Consider the following 21,751-nt stretch of genomic DNA (forward strand, 5'->3'; position numbering starts at 1 on the left):
GCGAGCCCTCCGTCGGTGACGGAGGGGGCGGGCGGTCAGCCGGCGGCTGGCCGCCCGTTGGTGCGCACGTCGTCCTGTGCGTTCCGGCCGTCGGGAACCCCCGTGTCCCGCGGTGTCAGCCGGGCGGGCGAGCGGTGTGCCGAATGTGATCCACAGGCGTGTCACCGCGCGTGACGCGGGGACATGCGGCCGGCTCCCTCGGATGCCCCACCGTGTCGTCGATCCGCCCCACCGGCTCGTGCACGGTCAGCCTGCCGTCGTCCATGCGCCAGACCACGTCCGCGCGTGCGGCGAGCGCCGGCTCGTCGGTGACGTAGATGACCGTCCCCGGATACCGCCGGAACAGGCGTTCCGCCAGATCGGAACCGAGCGCCTCCTCGGACCGGGCCTCGTCCAGCAGCAGGACCCGCGGCCCGCCGCGCAGCGCCCGAACCATCGCCACCTGGTAGCGAGCGGCCATGGAAAGGCCGTGCCCGCCCTCGCCCACGCGGGTGCCCAGGCCCTCGGGCAGGGCTTCCTCCAGGGCCTCGACGAACTCGTCGTCCGCATGCCCCCGGCCCGCGTCCCCGCCCTCGTCCCGGGGGTCACCGAGCCGCAGGTTCGTACCCACGCTGCCGCGCAGCAGGGGCAGTTCGGGGCTGGCCAGCCTGATCGCCCGGCGTACCGACTCCGGGTCGTGCCGGGCGAGGTCCTGGCCGTCGAGCAGCACCGCCCCCGCGTGCGGATCCTGCAGCCGCGCGATGAGACGCAGCAGCAGTGACTTTCCCGAGCCCGGAGGGCCCTGCAGCACGATCCGCTGCCCTGGGCGTGCGACGGCCGACGCCTCCAGGACACCGTCCACGCGTACGTCCGCGAGTTCCAGTTGCCCGGGCCCGTCCGCGAGCGGCTCGGCTCCGCGCAGTCTGCCCAGCGGCGCCGGTGCCGCGAGGACCTCGGCGATACGCCGCCGCGCGACGCGCGACAGCTGCCAGTGCTCCTGCACCCGGACCAGCGACGACAGGGGTGCGCCGAGGAAGTTCGCCACCGTCAGCAGCGAGGCGAGGGCTTCCCACCCGGTGCCCGCCAGCAGGCCCACCGTGACCACGATCAGCAGGATCCCGATGCCGCACGCCTCGGCCGTCGCCGACATCGCTCCGGTGAGACGGGCCTGGCACACCATCGCCCGACCGTACTCACGGCTGCGCCGGCGCATGACCCGGCGCTCCTGCTCGACCCGGCCGAGGGACTGCATGACGGCGGTGTGGGTGACCCGTTCGTTGACGAAAGCGGCCAGTCGGCCGTTGTACCGCCTGGTCTCGCGTACCCGTCGGCGCAGCCGCCGCCCCAACACCGCGACGGTGGCCGCGGCGAGCAGGACCAGCGCCGCCGACAGCGCGCCGACCACCGGAGCCACGACGGCCAGCACGCCGAGTGCGCACGCCACGAACACCCCGTCCACCAGAATCGGCGCCACACCCTTGCTGATCCACAACCGCAGCGCGGAGGCGTCCCCGGTGAAGCGCAGCACGGTCACACCGACCGTGCGCCGGTACGGTCCCCCCGCCTCGCTGCCGGCGACGTGGTCGAACAACCGCATCCTGATGCTGTGCACGTAACTCTGGGCCAGTCGCTCGGCGAGCGGTTCACCGGCCGCCTTGAGCAGCACGGTCGCGCAGGCCGAGATGACTAGCCCGACGGCCAGCGCGGTGGGCGGGTAACCGGCGACGTGCATGTACAAGGTGCTGCGGTCGTGGCCGGAGCCCGCCTCCCCACCGTGCGTGATGCGGTAGGCCGCACCGTGCACCAGGAGAGCGAAACCGACCACGCACACCGCCTGGCCGAAACCCGCGAGCACCAGCAGCAGCATCAGACGGCGCCGCACACCGCCGAGCGTGTGCGGCATCCGGACGCGCTGCCGTCCCGCCGCCGTCACGCCACGGTTTCGGCCGTCAGAGGGCCGTCGTGGTCCGTCAGCCGCCCGTGCTCCTGCGGCAGTCCGCCGAGGTCCGTCAGCCGGCCGGCGTCCGCGCACAGCCCGCCGCCCGCCACGACGCTCCCGCCTGTGACCCCGCCCGCGAGCACATGAGTGGCGACGGCAGGGTCGGAGAGGGCTGCCGCCGCGTGCACGGGGATGTCCACGCTGGTCAGCGCCTCGGCCGTGGCGAGCGGAGAGGCCGTCAGCACCCCGCTCAGGGCGGCGACGGGAAGACCCTCCTCACGCAGCAGCCGTACCCCCGCCACCGCGCTCACCGAATCACCGGCCGCGAACACGATGGCGTCCACGCCGGCTCGGAACTCCGGCGTCCGCATCAGCGCCGCCGTCTCCCGTTGCAGGATCCCGTCCGCGACCTCCAGCACGATCGCGTCCGCCTGGTGACTCGTCAGATCCGTGATGGCGCTGCGCAGAATGCGGATCACCTGCGGCATCGGCAGTTGGTACGTGGTGGGGAAGCCCATGTCGGTGAAGTCGATGACCCGCGCCGCGCCCGCGTCCGCCATCAGCGTCGGATCCCCCGGCGCACCCGTACCGGTCACCTTCGCCGCGCCGACCCGGTGGCCCGCCAGGCTCAATCCGCGGATGAGGGCGGCCGCCACGGTCGTCTTGCCGGCGTTCATCGAGGTGCCCAGCACGGCGATGGTGCGCGGGCGCGGAGCGAGGGCCGGCACCACGGGCCGGGCCAGGCGGGCGAGGTTGATGACTTCGCCGTCCTCGTCGCAGACCAGGCCCAGGGGCTCCACCCGGGTGGGGGACTTCATCCGGGAGTGGGACGACACGACCCGTCCCGCTATGCCGCCACCCGCGACCAGGTCGCAGGGTCCGAGGTCGGCGGGCACCTCCGCCTCGAACTGGTCGGGGGCGTAGCGCGCGCCGTAGGAGACGACGATCCGGTCGCCGACGAACAGCCGGTTCCGCTTTCCGTGCACCTGCCCGAGGAACCGGTGCTGACCGATCTCGGCCACCCGGCACAGCACCAGGTCACCCATCCGGGGAGGCTCATTTCCCGTGCTCAGCCCCAGTGTTCTCGTGCTTCCGTAACCCAGTTCGACAAGGCGGCGAGCCGTGTAGGAAACCTTCGCCACCTCTTGTCGACCGGAAGAATCGAACCGCACGCTCTGCATGGATTTCTCCTTGTCCCGAGGTCCCGCGGAGCACCAGCATCCGCCGCGTTCGCAGACCGCGCACTCCGGCCTCCGTCATATGCGGCAATCCGGAATCCCCCCGGCTCTCATGAGCGCCAGCCATCCGAGTGAAGGACGACAAGAGAGCCGTTCGTGCCGTTCGTGCGGCGAGGGCGGCCTTGCGCTGCGGCGCCGTCAGCCCGGTTCGTCGGTCGTGAAACGCCGGACGCCCAGGTCCTCCTGACGTGCCGCCAGCGGCTGTTCGGCCCAGATGGTCTTTCGCTCGCGGCCGTAACGGGTTCCCCACCGTTCGGACAACTGGGCCACCAGGAACAGGCCCCGGCCGCCCTCGTCCGTGCCACGGGCCTGGCGAAGATGCGGCGAGGTGCTGCTGGTGTCGGAGACCTCACAGATGAGGTGCCCGTCCCGGATCAGGCGCAGCAGGACCGGTCCCCCCGCGTACCGGTAGGCGTTCGTGACCAGTTCGCTCACGATCAGCTCGGTGGTGAAGGCATGGTCCTCCAGGTCCCACTGGGCCAGCTGGTCCCGCACCAGCGCCCGGGCCCGGCCGGCGGCGGTGGGCTCGGCGGAGAGCTGCCAGGTGGACACGTTCTCCGCCGGCAGCACCCGGGTCCGGGCCAGCAGCAGCGTGACGTCGTCGGCGGGGCGGTCGGGCAGCATGGCGTCCTCGACCGCTTTGCAGATGTGCTCCAGGGAAGTGGCTGGACCGGCCAGCGTGGCACGCAGCACCGCCAGGCCCCGATCCATGTCGCGGGTCTCGGCCCTGAGGAGGCCGTCGCTGTACAGGGCGATCAGACTGCCCTCGTCCAGTTCGAGTTCGACCGTCTCGAACGGCAGCCCGCCCACGCCGAGCGGCGGCCCCGCCGGGATGTCGATCGCGCGCACCCGGTTGTCCGGGCCCAGCACGGTCGGCGGCGGGTGCCCGGCGCGAGCCACGGCGCAGTGCCGGGAGACCGGGTCGTAGATCGCGTACAGACACGTCGCGCCGACGATCCGGGGAGTACCTCCGTCGGCCGCCTGCTGTTCGAGGGCCAGTTGGTCCACCAGGTCGTCCAGCCGGGCGAGGACCTCCTCGGGGGCCAGGTCGAGGTGGGCCAGCGTCTGCACGGCGGCGCGCAGTCGGCCCATGGTCGCCGAGGCGTGCATGCCGTGCCCGACGACGTCCCCGACGACCAGTGCGACACGCAGCCCCGACAGCGGGATGACGTCGAACCAGTCACCGCCGACCCCGGTGGAGGCCTGCGCGGGCAGGTAGCGGTGGGCCGTCGCGACCGCCGGGTGATCGGGCACCTCGCTCGGCAGCAGGCTGCGCTGGAGCGCCTCGGCGGCGTTGTGCTGCTGGGTGTAGCGGCGGGCGTTGTCAATGCAGACCGCGGCTCGTGCCGCGAACTCCTCCGCCAGGGTGAGGTCGTCCTGCTCGAACGGCTCGGCCTGCTGCGAGCGCCACAGGCAGACCAGCCCGAGGACGACTCCGCGGGCGGCCAGCGGTACGACCATCAGTGAGTGGACGCCCAGCGCCAGGGCCCGCTCGGCGCGCGCCGCGTCAGCCTTGAACCACCCGCGGTTGGCCTCCAGGAGGGGCTCCAGGACCGGACGCCGTTCGGCCAGGCAGCGGGTCGGCGCGGTGTCCTCGGGGAAGGTGAAGAGATGGCCGACGGGATACATCAGCTGCTCCGCCTCGGGCCGGACGCTGCGTACCGCCGCCCTGCGCAAGGGGCCCATGGCGTCCGGCGCGGGCTCCTCCCCGCGGGTCACGGGTTCCAGCAGATCCACCGAGAGGGCGTCGGCCAGGGTGGGGACCGCCGCCTCGGCCAGCTCGCGCGCCGTCCTCGCCACGTCCAGGGTGCTGCCGATGCTCGCGCCGGCCTCGTTGAGCAGCGCGAGCCGGCGGCGGGCCCGATGGCGGTCGGTGACGTCCTCGACGATCTCGGTGACCCCCAGCACCCTGCCGGAGGGGTCCTGCATGCGGAACGCCGACACGGAGACGATCAGTTCCTTACCGGGGTCCCGCAGCAACCGGCAGGTCTGCTCGGCGAAGATCAGGGGCTCACCGGTCTCCAGCACCCGCCGGAGCCTCTCCTCGATCAGCTCCGAGTCCGGGCCGAGCAGGAACTCGGAGGTGCGATGCCCGTGGTACGCCTCCGTCGGCAGCCCGCCGAACCGTGCGATCGCCCGGTTCACCCGCAGGACGCGCAGGTCCGGGCCGAGCACCGCGACACCCACCGGCGAGCGGATGAAGAACCCGTCCAGCACGGCCCGGTCGATGTGCCACTGGACGATGTCCTCGGCGAGGGAGCCGACGAGGAGCCACTCGACGGTGGAGTCCAGCCGTTGCACCCTCCGTGCCCTGAACCCCACGTACACGCGGCGTCCCGCGCGGTCGCGGACCGGCAGCAGCCCGTACCAGCCGCCTTCCTCCAGACACGCGTCGGTCGCCTCGTCGACCAGATGCTCGTCGTGGCTGTCGACCAGGACGTCGCGCACCGGGCGGCCCAGCACCTCGTCGGCCCGGTACCCCAGGAGCGCGGTGGCCTGCTCGCTCCAGGCGACGATCCGCCCGCGGCCGTCCAGCACGGCCGACGCAGATCGGTGGATCGAGAACGGATCCTCCGGGCTCTCGCTGAGCGACGTCGGGGGTGTGTTGTGCATCGCCCACCCATCTCGCGCAGTTCACGGGGCCGTGGTACACGCCCCGGGCGCTCCTGCCGTTCCGCATGCTGCCTTTGCAGTGGCTCATTCCAGTATCGGCTGTGGGCGCCTCGTCGGCGCGGCCGGAGCGGTCCCCGGGTGATGCCGCTGCCGGTCCGGGTCCCGGTCACCGGGGCAGTACCCGGGCGAGAAGCACCGCCACGTCGTCGTCCGCGACCTCGGGCATGACATGGGCCAGGAGGTCGTCGCAGACCTGTTCCAGAGGACGGCCGGGCCGCCGCACCGCGTGGGCCAATCGGCGCATGCCCTGGTCGAGATCCGTGCCCCGGGTCTCGATCAGACCGTCGGTGTAGGTCACCAGGAGGCTGTGCGACGCGAGGACCAGCCGTTCCACGTCCCAGTCCTGCCTGCCCACGCCGAGCGGCGGTCCCGCCGGTCCGTCCAGGAAGGCGACCGTCCCCCGCTCGTCGACGACCACGGGAGGCGGGTGGCCGGCCCTGGTGATCAGGCAGTGGCCGGCGATCGGATCGTGGACGGCGTACAGGCAGGTGGCCATCTCGTTCTCGCCCAGGTCGGCCACGGCGGCGTCCAGGGAGCGCAGCACCTGGTCGGGCGCGGTGTCCCGGCGGGCCAGGGTCCGCACCGCCGTGCGCAGCTGGCCCATGACCGCCGCGGCGTGGATGCCGTGCCCCATCACGTCCCCGATCACCAGGGCGGTCCGGCCGTCCGGCAGGGCCACGGCGTCGAACCAGTCCCCGCCGACCTCGTGGTCACCGGCCGGCAGATAGCGCCCGGTGAGCTCCAGCCCGCCGACCGTGGGCAGGGAGGTGTTCATCAGGCTGCGCTGGAGCGTCAGGGCCGCGTCACGTTCGCGGCTGTACATGCGGGCGTTGTCGATGTTCAGCGCGGCCCGGGCGACCAGCTCATCGATCAGCAGGACGTCCTGGTCGTCGAACGGTTCCCGGTCGCGGGTGCGGGTGACCACCACCGCTCCCAGCACCGTGCCCCGGGCCACCAGCGGGATCAGGCGCGCCGCGCCCACACGGGCCCGCAGATACCCGCGCAGCCGGTCGGCGCCGGGCGTGTGGATCAGCGGTCCGATGTCGGCCAGATACAGGTTGATGGGCCGCCCCGCACTCATCACCTGCTCGTACACCGAGCCGCGCGGAACCTGGAAGGTCATGCCCACCGCGAGGTCGTCGGCCGGCGCGTCCGGGTCGGTGAAGACCGCCGCGATGCGCCGCACCACGCCGTGTGCCGACGCGGCGGTCTCATCCGGGGCCACCGCCTCCTCCAGCAGCTGGACGTCGGCGGAGTCGGCCAGCCGCGGCACCAGGACACGGACCACCTCCCGCGCCGTCTGCGCCAGATCCAGCGTGGAGCCCATCTGCGTACCGGCCTCCGCCAGCAGGGCGAGCCGCCGCCGGGCCCGCTCGGCCTCCAGGTGGGCCCGCTGTCCCTCCGTGACGTCGATCAGCGAGGCGATCACCCCGATGCGTTGGCCGGCCCCGCCGAGCAAGGGGGCGTACGAGCACGACCACGTCCGCTGCCGCTCCGGGTCACCCGCGCCGGAGGTGTGGCGGAAGTCCACCACCGCCTCACCTCGGTCGAGGGCCCGCCGCATCACCGACTCCAGCGCGCCGGCGCCGGGGGCGACGTCGGTGACACGCCTGCCGACGTGTGCCGCCACCGGGACGCCGTCCATCCGGGCCAGCGCCTCGTTGACCCGGAGGAAACGCAGGTCGGGGCCGAGCATGGCCAGCCCGATCGGGGACTGGGTGAACAGCCCCTCCAGGGCGGCCAGTGCGTCCCGCATCCGCTCCACCGCGGACGTCTCCGCCGCGATGGCCAGCACGCCGGTACCGCCGCGCCCGTCCGCTATCGGGCAGTGCCACATCTCCATGGCGACGAGGGTCCCGTCGCGATGCCGGACCGGCAGCCGGGCGACCACCGCCGCGCCGGTGGACACCGCTGCGGTCAGCCGGTCGGCCAGCTCCCGGTTCTCCTCGGGCACCAGTACGCGCCTGGCGTCCTGCCCCAGCATCTGCTCCGGGGTGTGACCCAGCAGGTCCTGCGCGGCCAGCGACCACTGCACCAGGAGCCCGTCGGCGTCGACCACCCACAGGGCGAGCGGAAGCAGGTCCTGGAAGACCCCGGCGTGACCCATCGCGAACGTGCGGCGGTCCGGCGTTTCGCCGATCGCATCGGGGGCACGTGCACCGCGGTGACTCGCGCCGGTCATGAGGGCACCTCGCTCACACCACCCTTGACCACATGGGGCTCAAGGACAGCCTAGGTCGTGTCCGCGAAGTCCCGCCTGCCCCGCGACGCCCGGCACGCACTCTCGCTGCACCGGGCGCCGCAGGGCCCGCCCTCCGGGCGGACGACGGGACTTCGCGGACACGACCTGGGCCGGAAGTGGCCCGGCTCACATGGCGTGAACGCAGTCCCACCGACACCATGGGTGCTCCGTCACCGGCAGGCTGAAGGGATCAAGATGTTCCGCAAGGTGCTGGTAGCCAACCGCGGCGAGATCGCCATTCGTGCGTTCCGCGCGGGCTACGAGCTGGGCGCACGCACCGTCGCCGTCTTCCCGTACGAGGACCGCAACTCCCTGCACCGGCTGAAGGCGGACGAGGCCTACGAGATCGGCCAGCCGGGGCATCCGGTGCGCGCCTATCTGTCCGTGGAGGAGATAGTCCGCGCGGCCCGCCGTGCGGGAGCGGACGCCGTCTACCCGGGCTACGGCTTCCTGTCCGAGAACCCCGACCTGGCCCGCGCGTGCGAGGAGGCCGGCATCACCTTCGTCGGTCCGAGCGCGGACATCCTGGAGCTGACCGGGAACAAGGCGCGCGCGGTGGCCGCCGCACGGGAGGCCGGCGTACCCGTCCTGGGTTCCTCGCAACCGTCCAGGGACGTGGACGAGCTGGTCCGCGCCGCGGACGGCATCGGGTTCCCCGTCTTCGTCAAGGCGGTGGCGGGCGGTGGCGGGCGCGGCATGCGGCGGGTCGAGGAGCCCGCCCAGCTGCGCGAGGCCATCGAGGCGGCGTCCCGCGAGGCGGCCTCCGCCTTCGGTGACCCCACCGTCTTCCTGGAGAAGGCCGTCGTCGAGCCCCGCCACATCGAGGTGCAGATCCTCGCCGACGGCGAGGGCGACGTCATCCACCTCTTCGAGCGGGACTGCTCGGTGCAGCGGCGCCACCAGAAGGTCATCGAACTCGCCCCCGCGCCCAACCTCGACCCCGCCCTGCGCGACCGCATCTGCGCCGACGCCGTGCGCTTCGCCCGGCAGATCGGCTACCGCAACGCCGGCACCGTGGAGTTCCTGCTCGATCGCGACGGCAACCACGTCTTCATCGAGATGAACCCGCGCATCCAGGTCGAGCACACCGTGACCGAGGAGGTCACCGACGTCGACCTGGTGCAGTCGCAGCTGCGCATCGCCGCCGGCGAGACCCTCGCCGACCTCGGCCTCGCCCAGGAGACGGTCACCCTGCGCGGCGCCGCCCTCCAGTGCCGTATCACCACCGAGGACCCCGCCAACGGATTCCGCCCGGACACCGGCCGGATCAGCGCCTACCGCTCACCGGGCGGCTCGGGCATCCGCCTCGACGGCGGTACCACCCACGCCGGTACGGAGATCAGCGCGCACTTCGACTCGATGCTGGTGAAGCTCACCTGCCGGGGCCGGAACTTCGACACCGCAGTGGGCCGCGCCCGGCGTGCCGTGGCCGAGTTCCGCATCCGCGGCGTGGCCACCAACATCCCCTTCCTGCAGGCCGTGCTGGACGACCCGGACTTCCAGGCCGGCCGGGTCACCACGTCGTTCATCGAGCAGCGCCCGCACCTGCTCACCGCCCGCCACTCCGCCGACCGCGGCACGAAGCTGCTCACCTACCTGGCCGACGTCACCGTGAACAAGCCGCACGGCGAACGGCCCGACCTGATCGACCCGCTGACCAAGCTGCCCGCGCTCCCGGCAGGCGATCCGCCCCCCGGTTCCCGGCAGCGGCTCACCGAACTCGGCCCGGAAGGCTTCGCCAGCTGGCTGCGTGCCTCGCCGACCATCGGCGTCACCGACACCACCTTCCGCGACGCCCACCAGTCGCTGCTCGCCACCCGGGTGCGCACCAAGGACATGCTGGCCGTCGCCCCGGTGGTGGCCCGCACCCTGCCCCAGCTGCTGTCCCTGGAGTGCTGGGGCGGCGCGACCTACGACGTCGCGCTGCGCTTCCTCGCCGAGGACCCGTGGGAGCGTCTGGCGGCGCTGCGGGAGGCCGCGCCGAACATCTGCCTGCAGATGCTGCTGCGCGGCCGCAACACCGTGGGCTACACGCCGTACCCCACCGAGGTGACCGACGCGTTCGTGCAGGAGGCTGCGGCCACCGGCATCGACATCTTCCGCATCTTCGACGCCCTCAACGACGTCGACCAGATGCGGCCCGCCATCGAGGCGGTACGGGAGACCGGGACGGCCGTCGCCGAGGTGGCCCTGTGCTACACCTCCGACCTGTCCGACCCGTCCGAGAAGCTCTACACCCTCGACTACTACCTGCGCCTGGCCGAGCGGATCGTCAACGCCGGTGCCCACGTCCTGGCCGTCAAGGACATGGCCGGCCTGCTGCGGGCGCCGGCCGCCGCGAAGCTGGTGTCGGCGCTGCGCCGGGAGTTCGACCTGCCGGTGCACATCCACACCCACGACACCGCGGGCGGTCAGCTCGCCACCTACCTCGCCGCGATCCAGGCCGGCGCGGACGCGGTGGACGGGGCGGTGGCCTCCATGGCCGGCACGACCTCGCAGCCGTCGCTGTCGGCGATCGTCGCCGCGACCGACCACTCCGAACGGCCCACCGGCCTCGACCTCCAGGCCGTCGGCGACCTGGAGCCGTACTGGGAGAGCGTCCGCAAGGTCTACGCCCCCTTCGAGGCGGGCCTCGCCTCGCCGACCGGCCGCGTCTACCACCACGAGATCCCCGGCGGGCAGCTGTCCAACCTGCGCACCCAGGCGGTCGCGCTGGGCCTGGGCGACCGCTTCGAGGAGATCGAGGCGATGTACGCCGCCGCCGACCGGATGCTGGGCCGCCTGGTGAAGGTCACCCCCTCCTCGAAGGTGGTCGGCGACCTGGCCCTGCACCTGGTGGGTGCCGGCGTCTCCCCGGCCGACTTCGAGGCGGAGCCGGACCGCTTCGACATTCCCGACTCCGTCATCGGCTTCCTGCGCGGCGAGCTGGGCACCCCGCCCGGCGGCTGGCCCGAGCCGTTGCGGAGCAAGGCGCTGCGGGGCCGGGCCGAGGCCAAGCCGGTGCAGGAACTGAACGGCGACGACCGCGAGGGCCTGGCCAAGGACCGGCGGGCGACGCTCAACCGGCTGCTGTTCCCGGGCCCGACGCGGGAGTTCGAGACGCACCGCGACACCTACGGCGACACCAGCGTGCTGGACAGCAAGGACTTCTTCTACGGGCTGCGCCCCGGCAAGGAGTACGGCGTCGACCTGGAACGCGGCGTGCGGCTGCTGATCGAGTTGCAGGCCGTCGGCGACGCGGACGAGCGCGGCATGCGGACCGTGATGTCGTCCCTGAACGGCCAGTTGCGGCCGATCCAGGTCCGCGACCGGGCTGCCGCCTCGGACGTCCCGGTCACCGAGAAGGCCGACCGGGCGAACCCCGGCCATGTCGCGGCGCCGTTCGCCGGCGTGGTGACCCTCACGGTCGCCGAGGGGGACGAGGTGTCGGCCGGGGACACGGTGGCCACCATCGAGGCGATGAAGATGGAGGCGTCCATCACCGCCGCGAAGTCCGGCACGGTGGCCCGCCTGGCCATCAACCCCATCCAGCAGGTCGAGGGCGGCGATCTGCTCGTGGAACTCGCCTGAGGCCGTCGCGGCCCGAGTCGCCGAACGCCGCCTGCGCCCCGCGGAGAGGAACCTCCGCGGGGCGCAGGCGTTCTGACGGGGTATCAGCAGTGGGTGCCGGGTCCGTGGGCGCTCGCCGTATGCCCCGCCGCGCACCGGAACCGACACTGACGGTATGACCCGTACTCCCGTGGACCCGAACTCCGTACCGGCCGAACTCCGCCCCTACCTCCAGGAACTCGTCCACCGCACGCGGGCCGTGTGCGGAACTCACCTGGTGAGCGTCATCGCCGTCGGTTCGGTCGCGCTCGGCGACTACCGGCACGGGCGCAGCGACATCGACGTGACCGTGGTCGTGGACGGGGCGCTTCCCGGGGCCGCGCCGCCCGAACTGGCCGCCGTACTCGCGCACCCCGCGCTGCCCTGCCCCGCGGCGGGCCTGGAGCTGGTGGTCTACGGCGCGGACTTCGCGGCCCGGCCGTCCGGCGAGGCCGGATACCTGCTGGACCTCAACACCGGCCCGTCGCTGCCCGGCAAGGTCAGCTTCGATCCGGCCGAGTCCCCGGCGTTCTGGTACGTCCTCGACCGTTCCGTCGCGCACCGGGCGGGGCGTGTGCTGTACGGCAGGCCGGCGGCGGAGGTGATCGCCGAGCCCGCCCGTGCCGACGTGCTGAGCGCGGTCCGTGCCTCGGTGCGCGAGCACAGCGCCGGCGAAGGCCATCTCGCGGACAACCGGGTCCTCAACGGTTGCCGCTCCGTGCAGTTCTGCCGTACGGGCCGCTGGCAGGCCAAGCGCCGGGCGGCGAAGGCGGTCGCGGCGGCCGAGGAGCCGTTCCGGGCGCTCGTGAACGCCGCCCTGCGCAGCTATGAACGCCCCTCCCGCGGCGACGCGGCCGCTCTGCCGACCACCGATGTGCGCGCCTTCCTGGCCTGGGTGGCCGAACGCGTCGACGAGACGGCCGAGAGGTGCCGGACCCGCTGAGGCAACGGCGCCCGCCTCCCGGCCCCGTGTGCGTCGCGCGGTCCCGCCGCCCGAACGGCTCAGTGATGCTGCGCCGGAGGGGCGAGGAGGAGTGAAGGGTGTGACCGTGGTGGAAGGGATCGGCGTGCACACGGCGGCGAGGAGGCGCGATGTCCGAGGGATTGGCCGAACGCGGCACGGCTTGTGCTGCCCCGAGCGGCGGCACGGACCTGCCGTCCGATCCGGCCCTGCGCGCCTTCGAGCAGGTGAGTGCCGTCGCCGACGCCGTCCTCTACGAGGGGTATCTGCTCTACCCGTACCGCCGCTCCTCGGCGAAGAACCGGGTGCGATGGCAGTTCGGTGTGCTCTTCCCCCGGGACTGGGTGGAAGCGGACGGCCCGGTGGTCCCGGGGCTCTCCGGTTCCGCCGACTCCTGGTACCAGCAAACCGAGTGCCTGGTGCGGATCCGGCGGCCCGACGCCGAGGTGCGGGTCAGGCTCCGGTACCTGCAGATGCAGCGCAAGCAGGTGTGGGAGGCGACCGGCCGGGCCGGGGACCACCGCGCCGTCGAGTCGCTGCGCACCGACGACGGCACGGTGCACCTGACGTTCGACGAGGCGGTGCCGCGTGAGGCCGACGTCACCGTCCCCCTGGCCGATCTGCTGCACGGTGAGCACACGGTTCCCGTGGTGTCCGAGGCCGGTGCGGAGATCGAGCCGCTGCCGGGACACGCCGGGCGCGTGGAGCGGTGTCGCGAAGAGGTGCGGGCGAGCGTCACGGTCGCCGCCGAACCGCTGACGCCGGAGATCTGCCGGCTCCAGGTGCGCACCGCGAACACGGGGCCCGCGCCGCGGCCGGGCACCGCGCGCGACGAGGCGCTGCGCCGCGCGCTCATCGCGACCCACACCCTGATCGGCGGTGGCGCGGTGGAGTTCGTCTCGCTGATCGACCCGCCCGAGGACCTGGCCGCCCACGTACGCGCCTGCCGCAACGAGTTCACCTTCCCCGTCCTCGGCGGCACCCTCCCCGGTGCGGAACCCGCCCCCTCGCCCGACGGCGAAGCCGGCACCGGCCCCGTGGTCCTGTCGGCCCCGATCATCCTCCCCGACCACCCCCAGGTGGCCCCGGAGAGCCCCGGAGACCTGCACGACGCGGCCGAGATCGACGAGATCCTCACCCTGCGGACGATGCTGCTGACCGACGAGGAGAAGCGCGAGGCACGCGCCACCGACGCACGGGCCGCCGCGATCCTCGACCGGGTCGAGACCATGCCCCCGGAGGTCTTCGCACGCCTGCACGGCGCCGTCCGCTCACTGGCCCCGGCCGCGCCGGTGCCCGCGTCCGCCCCGCCCGAGCGCCCGGCCTGGTGGCAGGAGGGCGCCGACGAAGGGCTCTCCCCGACCACCGACACGGTGCTGGTCGACGGCGTTCCCCTAGGCGGCGGCAGCCGGGTGCGGCTCAGCCCGCGACGCAACGCCGACGCCCAGGACATGTTCCTGGCCGGGCGGACCGCCGAGGTCGCTGCCGTCTTCCACGACGTGGACGGCAGCGTGCAGTTCGCGGTCACGCTCGACGACGATCCCGCGGCCGAACTGCACACCTGGTACGGCCGCTTCCACTACTTCCGGCCCGACGAAGTCGAGCCCCTGGACCCCGCCCCGAAGTCCGCCCCATCCGAATCCCCCGCAGCCGGAGGCCGATGACATGACGACGCACAGCAGTACCACGGAGGTCAGCGGCGAACCCAGTCGCGCCGAGGACCGGCAGGGCATCGACGAGATCACCATCCTCTGGATCTCGGAGGGGATGAGCTGCGACGGCGACACGGTCTCCCTGACCGCCGCCGACCAGCCGTCGATCGAGGACCTGGTGCTCGGTCTCATCCCCGGCCTGCCGAAGGTGAACCTGGTCAACAAGGTGCTGTCGCCGAGCCTCGGCGGCGAGGACTTCCTCGTTCCCTACCGGGCGGCGGCTCGGGGCGATTTGTCACCGTTCATCCTGGTCATCGAGGGTTCGATCCCCAACCAGAACATCATCAAGGGCGACGGTTACTGGACATCCTTCGGCAACGACCCGGAGACCGGCGAACCGCAGACCCTGAACTGGTGGATCGACCAGCTCGCCCCGAAGGCGTGGGCGGTGGTGGCCGCGGGCACCTGCGCCACCTTCGGCGGCATCCACGCGATGGCCGGCAACCCGACCGGCTGCATGGGTCTCGCGGACTACCTGGGCTGGGACTTCAAGTCCAAGGCCGGCCTGCCCGTGGTGAACGTGCCCGGCTGCCCGATCCAGCCCGAGAACTTCATGGAGACCCTGGTCTGGGTCCTCTACCACGCGGCCGGCTCCGCGCCCCCGCCACCGCTGGACCACATGCTGCGCCCGCAGTGGCTGTTCGGAAAGACCGTGCACGAGGGCTGCGACCGCGGCTCCTACTACGAGCAGGCGAGCTTCGCGAAGGACTACAACTCGCCCAAATGCCTGGTCAAGACGGGCTGTTGGGGTCCGGTCGTCAACTGCAACGTGCCCAAGCGCGGCTGGATGGGCGGCCTGGGCGGCTGCCCGAACGTCGGCGGCATCTGCATCGGCTGCACCATGCCCGGCTTCCCCGACGCGTTCATGCCGTTCATGGACGAGCCGCCCGGCGGCACCCTGTCGTCGCTCGCCATCAAGCCGTACGGCGCCGTCATCCGCCGCCTGCGCGGCATGACGAACGAGCTGGTCAACCACGAACCCAGGTGGCGCCACAACAAGCGCAAGCTCACCAGCGGCTACAACCCGCGCTGGCGTCCCTGACACCGGACGCCCAGCCACCCCACCCACCACCCGGCCACCGAACACCTACAGCGAGGGGCAGTACCGCAGATGACGACCACCGAGGCCCGGCCCACGGAGCGCAAACCACCACAGCTCGTGGACATGTCCTGGGATCCGATCACCCGGATCATCGGGAACCTGGGCATCTACACGAAGATCGACTTCGCCAACAGGGAAGTCGTGGAGTGCCACAGCACCTCGTCGCTGTTCCGCGGCTACTCGGTGTTCATGAAGGGCAAGGACCCGCGCGACGCCGGGTTCATCACGTCCCGCATCTGCGGCATCTGCGGAGACAACCACACCACCTGCTCCGACTACGCCCAGCAGATGGCGTACGGCGTCAAGCCGCCGCTGCTCGCCGAGCACATCGTCAACCTCGGCGAGGCGGCCGAGTACATGTTCGACCACACGATCTTCCAGGACAACCTGGTCTTCGTGGACTTCTGCGAGGCGATGGTCAAGGCCACCAACCCCTCGGTACTGGCCCGCGCGGAACGCACCGAGGCCCCCCGCGGCGACATCCACGGCTACCGGACCATCGCCGACATCATGCGGGCCTTCAACCCCTTCGAGGGCGAGATCTACAAGGAAGCCCTGAAGGTCAGCCGGATCACGCGCGAGATGTTCTGCCTGATGGAGGGGCGGCACGTCCACCCGTCCACGCTGTACCCGGGGGGTGTCGGCACGATGCCGACACCCACCGTCTTCACCGACTACCTCAGCCGGCTCATGCGGATCATCGACTTCATCAAGAAGGCGGTGGCCCTCAACGACGACGTCTTCGACTTCTTCTACGAGGCCCTGCCCGGCTACGAGGAGGTCGGCCGCCGCCGCGTCCTGCTGGGCTGCTGGGGCGCCTTCCAGGACCCCAAGGTCGTCGACTACCGCTACGAGACGATGAACACCTGGGGCAAGGCGATGTACGTCACCCCGGGCATCGTGGTCGACGGCGAACTGGTCACCAACAACCTCGTCGACATCAACCTCGGTCTGCGCATCATGCTGGGCAGCTCGTTCTACGAGGACTGGGTGAACGAGGACCCCTTCGTCACCCACGACCCGCTCGGCAACCCCGTCGACATGCGCCACCCGTGGAACCAGACGACGGTCCCGGTGCCGCAGAAGCGGAACTTCGACGACAAGTACAGCTGGGTGATGAGCCCGCGCTGGCTCGACCCGCGCACCGGGGACCACCTCGCCCTGGACACCGGCGGCGGCCCGCTGGCCCGGCTGTGGTCCACCGCGCTCAGCGGCATCGTCGACACCCCCTACGTCAAGGCCACCGGCACCAGCGTCCGCATCTCGCTGCCGAAGGGCGAGAGCCTGCCGGAGACCACCCTGGAGTGGCACATCCCGAGGTGGAGCAACACCCTCGAACGGGACCGCGCCCGCCCCTACTTCATCGCCTACGCGGCCGCCATGTCCCTGCAGTTCCTCGAAGAGGCCATGGGCCTGGTCCGCGCCGGCGACACCAAGGTCTTCGAGAACTACGAGGTACCCGACGAGGCCATCGGCTGCGGCTTCCACGAGGCGGTGCGCGGCGTCCTCTCCCACCACCTGGTGATCAAGGACAAGAAGATCGCCAACTACCACCCGTACCCCCCCACCCCGTGGAACGCCAGCCCCCGCGACATGTACGGCACCCCCGGCCCGTACGAGGACGCCGTCCAGGGCCAGCCGATCTTCGAGGAGAACGGCCCCGACGACTTCAAGGGCGTCGACATCATGCGCACCGTCCGCAGCTTCGACCCGTGCCTGCCGTGCGGTGTCCACATGTACGTCGGCAAGGGCAAGACCCTGACCACCCTGCACTCGCCGACGTACGGAGCGAACCATGGCTGAGTCCGGCGCGCCACGACTGGCCGCCCCGGACGTCGAGGCCCGGCTGGCCCGCCTCGACGAGGTCCTGGAGAGCCTGGAGTCCGCGCCCGGCCCCACCACCCGCCCGGCGACCGAGGCGGTACGGCTGCTCACCGAGGTCTACGGCGAGGCACTGGCCCGCGTCCTGGACCTCGCGGACGCCGCTCTGGCCGAACGCCTCGCCGACGACGAGCTGCTCGACCACCTGCTGGTGCTGCACGACATCCACCCCGAGCCCGCCGAACGCCGGGCGGCCCGCGCGGTCGAGCGGCTGCGCCCCGCGGTGCGCGAGCGCGGCGGCGACGTCGAGTGGGCCGGTGTCGAGGGCGAGGTGGCCCGGGTGCGCCTCAGCTCCGGCGGCGGGTGCGGCTCGGGGTGCGGCTCCGGCACGGACGACGTCACCGACGCGGTGCGGGCGGCCGTGCTCGCCGCCGCTCCGGAACTGGCGGCCGTGGAACCGCTGCCGGCCGCCCCCGACCGGCGGCAGGCGCCGGCCTTCGTCCCGCTGGCCACCCTCACCCACCGGGGCACACCGTGACCACGGACGGCGCCCTGGCCCGCCTCATCCGCTCCTCGGCCGACCGCACCGCGACGGCCGAGGCGGAGGCGTGCGACCTGTGCGCCGCGCCGGTGGCCGGTGACCACGCCCACCTCTACGACACCGCGAAGGACGAGGTGCACTGCGCCTGCGGCCCCTGCTCGGTGCTGTTCGACCGGGGCGGGGCGGGCGACGGCCACTACCGGCTGGTGCCCCGGCGCCGGATCCGGTTGCCCCGGGTCGACACGGCCGTCCTGGGCGTACCCGTCGGACTGGTCTTCTTCGTGCCCCGGGCGGACGGCACGGTCACCGCCCAGGGGCCCAGCCCGGCGGGTGCCATGCGGTGGGAGGTGGACGCCTCGGCCTGGCAGCGGCTGACCGAGACGTGTCCGCAGCTCGCCGGCGTGGAACCCGAGGTGGAGGCACTGCTGGTGAACACCGTCCACGGCCTCGACCACCACTGGATCGTCCCGATCGACGACTGCTACCGGATGGTCGCCGTCGTACGGCGGGAATGGCGGGGCCTGTCCGGCGGCGGCCGGATCTGGCCGGCCGTCGAGCAGTTCTTCGGGGAGCTCGCCGAGCGGTCGTGAGCGTACGCCGCACGGCGCGGACGAGGAAGGAGATCACCCATGGGCACCATCAGAGTGGGCAAGGCCCAGGCAAGGCCCGACACCCCCCGGCACGTGACCGGGATGCACCAGGGCAACAGGGGCCGGTACAAGGACCAGACCGGTCACCACGCGGACGGCACCTCCGACGCGCGCCGGTCCACCGGGATCCATTGGAAGCGGCACGACGCCCTCGCGGAGTCCATGCCGAACATCTCGCCGGGATGACACACAGCTGGGAGTCGCCGCAATGAACGTCCAACTGGCACGTACGTCCGCCACCGCGGGCAGAGGAGCCGCGATGAGCGGCCGACGGGTGCTGAAGGCGGAGGCCGTCGTGATGGGCGCCGCCGCGCTGGCCCTGCTGGCCTGGGAGCTGCCCAGCCTGCGGCGGGAGATGCGGATCTGGCGCATGGCCGGCGGATTCCGCGCCGGCCACCGCTACCCGTGAGCCGGCCGTGCACGAACTGTCCGTCGCGACCGCGATCGTCGAGCGGGCCGGGGAACTGGCCCGGGCCGACGGGACGGACACCGTTGCCGCGGTGACCGTCAGAGTCGGCGAACTGGCCGGGGTCGTCCCCGACGCCCTGGACTTCGCCTTCGAGGTGGCCCGTGACGGCACCGCCCTCGCCACGGCACGCCTCGTGGTCGAGCAGGTGCCCGCGCAGGCCTGGTGCGAGCCCTGCACCGAGGAGTTCGCGGTGGGCATGCCGCCGTTCTTCTGGTGCCCGCGCTGCGACCGGCCCTCCACCGAGCTGCGCAGCGGCCGGGAACTGGAGATCACCGCGATCGAACCGGCCATGCCCTGACATGACGGGGCCCCGCCGGTGCACGCACGCACCGGCGGGGCCCCGTCACGCCCGTCAGCAGATGCGCGGCAACTGCTCGCCCAGCGGCAGGTCCACCACCCTGGTGCCGCCGAGCCCGGTGGCGACCACGACCATGCCGGGGTGGTCGGCGACGCACTCGCCGATCAGCGCGGCCCCGGCGCCCTGCGGATGGGCGCGCATCGCCGCGAGGACCTCCTCGGCGGCCGACGGCGGCACGAAGGCGACCAGCCGGCCCTCGTTGGCCACGTACAGGGGGTCGAGCCCCAGGAACCCGCAGGCGTTCGCCACCGCGTCCGGCACCGGAACGTCCCGCTCGCGCAGCCGCACACCGGTCCCGGAAGCACGGGCGATCTCGTTGAGGGCCGCCGCCAGACCACCCCTGGTGGGATCCCGCAGCACATGGATGTCCGCGGTGACGGCCAGCATCGCCGCCACCAGATCCGCCAGCGGCGCCGTGTCGCTGGCGACCTCCACGCCGAACTCCAGCCCTTCCCGGACGCTCATGATCGCGACTCCGTGCAGCCCGATCGGCCCGCTGACGATGACGGCGTCCCCGGGCCGCGCCCGCTGCGGCCGGATGTCCACCCCGTCGGGCACGAGCCCCACACCTGCCGTGGTGACGTACACGCCGTCACCGTGCCCGGACTCCACCACCTTGGTGTCACCCGTCGCGATCGTGACCCCGGCGGCCTCGGCCGCCGCCCCCATGGCCCGTGCGATGCCCTCGACCACGGTCAGCTCCACGCCCTCCTCCAGCACGAAGGCGGCGGAGAGGTACGCGGGCCTGGCACCGCTCATCGCCAGATCGTTGACGGTGCCGTTGACCGCGAGGTCACCGAGGCAGCCGCCGGGGAAGAACAGCGGCCGGACCACGTACGAGTCGGTGGAGAACGCCAGCCGCGCCCCGCCCAGCTCCAGGACGGCGGAGTCGGTGAGCGCGGCGAGGGTGGCGTTGCCGTAGGCGGGGACGAAGACCTGCTCCATCAGCTCGGCCGACAGGGCCCCTCCGCCACCGTGTCCCATCACCACGACCGGCTGGTCGCGCAGGGGAGCGGGGCAGGTCCAGCCGGCCGGGTCGACCACATCGGCGAGTCGTTCAGGCAACGGGGTTCATCTCCTCACGCGCGGACCGGTCGGCCCTCGGCGTCGTCGCGCTCATCCGGCGGTACAGGTAGTAGGCCGCGCAGGCGCCCTCGCTGGAGACCATGGTGGCGCCGAGCGGGGTGCGCGGGGTGCAGGTGGTGCCGAACGCGGCGCACTCGGTCGGCTTGATCAGCCCCTGCAGCACCTCGCCGCTGCGGCACTCGGCGGGCTCCTCGGTACGGATGCCCGAGACGTCGAAGCGGTGCTCGGCGTCGTAGGCGCGGAAGGCCTCCGTCAGCCGCCAGCCGCTCTTCGGGATCGGCCCGATCCCGCGCCAGTTGCGGTCGGTGACCTCGAAGACCTCCTCGATCATGCGCACCGCGGCCGGGTTGCCCTCCTCGCGCACGGCACGCGGGTAGGCGTTCTCCACCCGGTGCTCCCCGCGCTCCAGCTGGCGGACCGCCAGGCGGATGCCCTCCAGGATGTCCAGCGGTTCGAAGCCGGTCACCACCATCGGGACGCGGAACCGCTCGGCGAGCTCCGGGTACTCGGCGGTGCCCATCACGCTGCACACGTGCCCGGCGGCCAGGAAGCCCTGCACCCGGCAGCTCGGTGCCGTCATGATGGCCTCGACGGCCGGGGGCACCCGCACGTGGGAGACCAGCAGACTGAAGTTGGCCAGGCCCTCCCGGCGCGCCTGGTGCACGGCCATGGCGTTGGCGGGGGCCGTCGTCTCGAAGCCGATGGCGAAGAACACCACCTCGCGGTCCGGGTTGCGCCGGGCCAGCTCCAGGGCGTCGAGCGGTGAGTAGACCACCCGTACGTCACCGCCCTCGCCCTTGACCCGGAACAGGTCGCGGTCGGTGCCCGGAACCCGGAGCATGTCGCCGAAGGAGCAGAAGATCACCCCGGGCCGCGCGGCGATCTCCAGTGCCTTGTCGATGACCTCCAGGGGCGTGACGCACACCGGACAGCCGGGTCCGTGGATCAACTCCACCTGCTCCGGCAGCAGTTGATCGATGCCGTGCCGGATGATCGAGTGCGTCTGCCCGCCGCACACCTCCATCAGGGCCCAGGGCCGGGTGGCGGTGGCGCGGATCTCCTCCAGCAGCCGACGGGCCAGCTCGGGGTCGTTGAACTCGTCGATGTACCTCACGCGGTTCCCGCCTCCTTCGCCGCCTGCTCCCAGGCGTCCCCGAACTCCTCCTCCAGCAGCCCCAGTTCCTCGAAGAGCTTCAGCGAGGCCAGGGCCGACTCCTCGTCCAGACGCTGGAGCGCGAACCCGACGTGCACGATGACGTACTCACCGACCCGCACATCGGGGACGTACTCCAGGCACGCCTGTTTCTGCACTCCGCCGAAGTCGATCAGCCCGGTGAGCGGGTCGGCGCCGACCTCGATGGCCACGACCTTGCCGGGCACTGCCAAACACAT

General features: G+C 72.3%; 17 protein-coding genes. 10 read left to right on the plus strand and 7 right to left on the minus strand.

Translation table 11 applies throughout. The features are described 5' to 3' along the window. Positions 1 to 115 precede the first annotated feature (115 nt). The 4 genes from ACFYNL_RS02630 to ACFYNL_RS02645 form a co-directional block, all read right to left on the minus strand. Positions 116 to 1,882, minus strand: coding sequence for an ATP-binding cassette domain-containing protein (locus ACFYNL_RS02630; RefSeq protein WP_388795262.1), 1,767 nt, complete (start codon positions 1,880 to 1,882; stop codon positions 116 to 118). Positions 1,883 to 1,908: 26 nt separating this feature from the next. Beyond that, the gene (locus ACFYNL_RS02635; protein ID WP_388795265.1) at positions 1,909 to 2,964 is read right to left on the minus strand and encodes a DUF1611 domain-containing protein; all 1,056 of its coding nucleotides are present in this window, start codon (positions 2,962 to 2,964) and stop codon (positions 1,909 to 1,911) included. 330 nt (positions 2,965 to 3,294) lie between these two features. Continuing rightward, the gene (locus ACFYNL_RS02640) at positions 3,295 to 5,769 is read right to left on the minus strand and encodes a SpoIIE family protein phosphatase (RefSeq protein WP_388795268.1); all 2,475 of its coding nucleotides are present in this window, start codon (positions 5,767 to 5,769) and stop codon (positions 3,295 to 3,297) included. A 166-nt stretch (positions 5,770 to 5,935) separates the two neighbouring features. Then, positions 5,936 to 8,011 carry a SpoIIE family protein phosphatase gene (locus ACFYNL_RS02645; protein ID WP_388795271.1) on the minus strand — a complete coding sequence of 692 codons (2,076 nt, stop codon included), beginning with the start codon at positions 8,009 to 8,011 and terminating at the stop codon, positions 5,936 to 5,938. 255 nt (positions 8,012 to 8,266) lie between these two features. Between ACFYNL_RS02645 and ACFYNL_RS02650 the strand changes: the two genes are divergently transcribed. From ACFYNL_RS02650 to hypA, 10 genes are all read left to right on the plus strand, one after another. After that, positions 8,267 to 11,641 (plus strand): pyruvate carboxylase, encoded by a 3,375-nt coding sequence (locus tag ACFYNL_RS02650; RefSeq protein WP_388795274.1) that lies wholly within the window; start codon positions 8,267 to 8,269, stop codon positions 11,639 to 11,641. A 154-nt stretch (positions 11,642 to 11,795) separates the two neighbouring features. Continuing rightward, positions 11,796 to 12,602 (plus strand): aminoglycoside adenylyltransferase domain-containing protein, encoded by an 807-nt coding sequence (locus ACFYNL_RS02655; RefSeq protein WP_388795277.1) that lies wholly within the window; start codon positions 11,796 to 11,798, stop codon positions 12,600 to 12,602. A 149-nt stretch (positions 12,603 to 12,751) separates the two neighbouring features. Continuing rightward, positions 12,752 to 14,284, plus strand: a complete 1,533-nt coding sequence (locus tag ACFYNL_RS02660; protein WP_388795280.1) for a hypothetical protein — start codon at positions 12,752 to 12,754, stop codon at positions 14,282 to 14,284. Position 14,285: 1 nt separating this feature from the next. Next, on the plus strand, positions 14,286 to 15,374 hold the full coding sequence (locus tag ACFYNL_RS02665; RefSeq protein ID WP_388795283.1) for a hydrogenase expression protein HypE: 1,089 nt from the start codon (positions 14,286 to 14,288) through the stop codon (positions 15,372 to 15,374). A gap of 69 nt (positions 15,375 to 15,443) precedes the next feature. Beyond that, a complete protein-coding gene (locus tag ACFYNL_RS02670) occupies positions 15,444 to 17,237 on the plus strand; it encodes a nickel-dependent hydrogenase large subunit (RefSeq protein WP_388795285.1) in 1,794 nt (597 codons plus the stop codon). Next, positions 17,230 to 17,793, plus strand: a complete 564-nt coding sequence (locus tag ACFYNL_RS02675; RefSeq protein WP_388795287.1) for a NifU family protein — start codon at positions 17,230 to 17,232, stop codon at positions 17,791 to 17,793. The genes ACFYNL_RS02670 and ACFYNL_RS02675 overlap by 8 nt, the downstream gene beginning before the upstream one ends. Beyond that, positions 17,790 to 18,386, plus strand: a complete 597-nt coding sequence (locus tag ACFYNL_RS02680; RefSeq protein ID WP_388795289.1) for a DUF5947 family protein — start codon at positions 17,790 to 17,792, stop codon at positions 18,384 to 18,386. The genes ACFYNL_RS02675 and ACFYNL_RS02680 overlap by 4 nt, the downstream gene beginning before the upstream one ends. Before the next feature lie 39 nt (positions 18,387 to 18,425). Further along, a complete protein-coding gene (locus ACFYNL_RS02685; RefSeq protein WP_388795292.1) occupies positions 18,426 to 18,632 on the plus strand; it encodes a hypothetical protein in 207 nt (68 codons plus the stop codon). A gap of 73 nt (positions 18,633 to 18,705) precedes the next feature. Next, on the plus strand, positions 18,706 to 18,855 hold the full coding sequence (locus ACFYNL_RS02690; RefSeq protein WP_388795295.1) for a hypothetical protein: 150 nt from the start codon (positions 18,706 to 18,708) through the stop codon (positions 18,853 to 18,855). A 7-nt stretch (positions 18,856 to 18,862) separates the two neighbouring features. Continuing rightward, the gene (gene hypA / locus ACFYNL_RS02695; protein ID WP_388795298.1) at positions 18,863 to 19,213 is read left to right on the plus strand and encodes a hydrogenase maturation nickel metallochaperone HypA; all 351 of its coding nucleotides are present in this window, start codon (positions 18,863 to 18,865) and stop codon (positions 19,211 to 19,213) included. Positions 19,214 to 19,267: 54 nt separating this feature from the next. On the opposite strand, the gene hypE is transcribed toward hypA, so the two are convergent. The 3 genes from hypE to ACFYNL_RS02710 are packed head-to-tail and all read right to left on the minus strand — an operon-like array spanning position 19,268 to position 21,751. Continuing rightward, positions 19,268 to 20,338: a hydrogenase expression/formation protein HypE gene (hypE, locus tag ACFYNL_RS02700; RefSeq protein WP_388795301.1), complete on the minus strand. Its 1,071-nt coding sequence runs from the start codon at positions 20,336 to 20,338 to the stop codon at positions 19,268 to 19,270. Then, entirely contained in the window at positions 20,331 to 21,473 is a 1,143-nt protein-coding gene (hypD, locus tag ACFYNL_RS02705) for a hydrogenase formation protein HypD (RefSeq protein WP_388795304.1), read from the minus strand. The genes hypE and hypD overlap by 8 nt, the downstream gene beginning before the upstream one ends. Then, positions 21,470 to 21,751: a HypC/HybG/HupF family hydrogenase formation chaperone gene (locus ACFYNL_RS02710; protein WP_388795307.1), complete on the minus strand. Its 282-nt coding sequence runs from the start codon at positions 21,749 to 21,751 to the stop codon at positions 21,470 to 21,472. The genes hypD and ACFYNL_RS02710 overlap by 4 nt, the downstream gene beginning before the upstream one ends.

The organism is Streptomyces sp. NPDC007808, assembly GCF_042868655.1.
Lineage (GTDB): Bacteria > Actinomycetota > Actinomycetes > Streptomycetales > Streptomycetaceae > Streptomyces.